Origin of the sequence: Kitasatospora sp. MY 5-36 (assembly GCF_001182915.1) — a bacterium.
Lineage (GTDB): Bacteria > Actinomycetota > Actinomycetes > Streptomycetales > Streptomycetaceae > Kitasatospora.
In genome coordinates, this window is record NZ_LFVW01001292.1 from 1 (window position 1) to 989 (window position 989).

Here is a 989-nt window from a genome sequence, read left to right on the forward strand (position 1 = left end):
CGCCGTCCCGTCGGTGCTGCCGCCGCTGACCACGCCGCCGGTGACGGCCGCGCCGCCCTCCGAGGCCGTACGGGCCGGGCTGCGCGAGCGCCGGTCGGCCGCCTACCGGGCGGCGACGGCCGGCGAGTCGGCGATGCTCCTGCAGACCGTCGCCCAGGAGTGCGTGACCGTGCTCGGCGCGAGCGACCGGGACACCCTGTGCACCTGGCGGGACTTCGCCTGGTACCTCAGCCGGACCGGGGACCTGAACGGCGCGATCCGGCTGCTGACCGCCCTGGTGGGCGACATGCGCTCGGCGCTCGGCCCGCTCGACCCGGACACCCTCGGCGCCCGCTACCACCTGGTCTGGTGCGTCGGCGAGAGCGGTGCGCCGATCACCACGATCCGGCTGATGCACGAGCTGCTGCCCGACCTGCACGCCGCCTGGGGCCCGTACGACCCCCGGGTCCTGAAGGCCCGGCACGACCTCGCGCTGCACCAGGCCAACCGGGGCGACCCGCAGGGCGCGGTGATCCAGCTGCACGGGCTGCTGCCGGACCTCGCCCGGGTGCTGGGCGAGCAGCACCCGAGCACCGTGCAGGCCTGGCAGGACCTGGCCGGGTACCAGCGGCAGCTGGCCGAGGCCGGCCGCAAGGGGCCGGGGCCGCGCCGCCGGGCGCCGCGGATGAGCCCGATGGAGGCGCTGGTGCTGGTGCGGCGGCTGCGGGTGTGGGACTTCGCCACCGACGAGCAGGCCCGGGCCTGCATGGACGCGCTGGACCGGGGGATCGGCCTGAAGGGCGTCGCGGACGTGGTGTTCGACGCGCCGGACCACGTCTCGGACGAGGACCTGGTGGAGGAGATCTTCGGAGCCTGAGCGCCGCCGCCACGGCGCCCAGGCCACGCCGGTGCCGTCGCCGCGGTGCTCAGGCCGATACCGCCGTCACCGTGCGCACGCCGCCAGCGCCGGGGCGGCCGCCGGGAGCGCGGCCAGGGCCCGGAGCAGGGCG

At 77.2% G+C, this 989-nt stretch carries 1 pseudogene; it reads left to right on the forward strand.

The features are described from left to right. A pseudogene (locus tag AE652_RS47165) lies at positions 1-856 on the forward strand (hypothetical protein); the annotation flags it as partial. Positions 857-989: the final 133 nt, after the last annotated feature.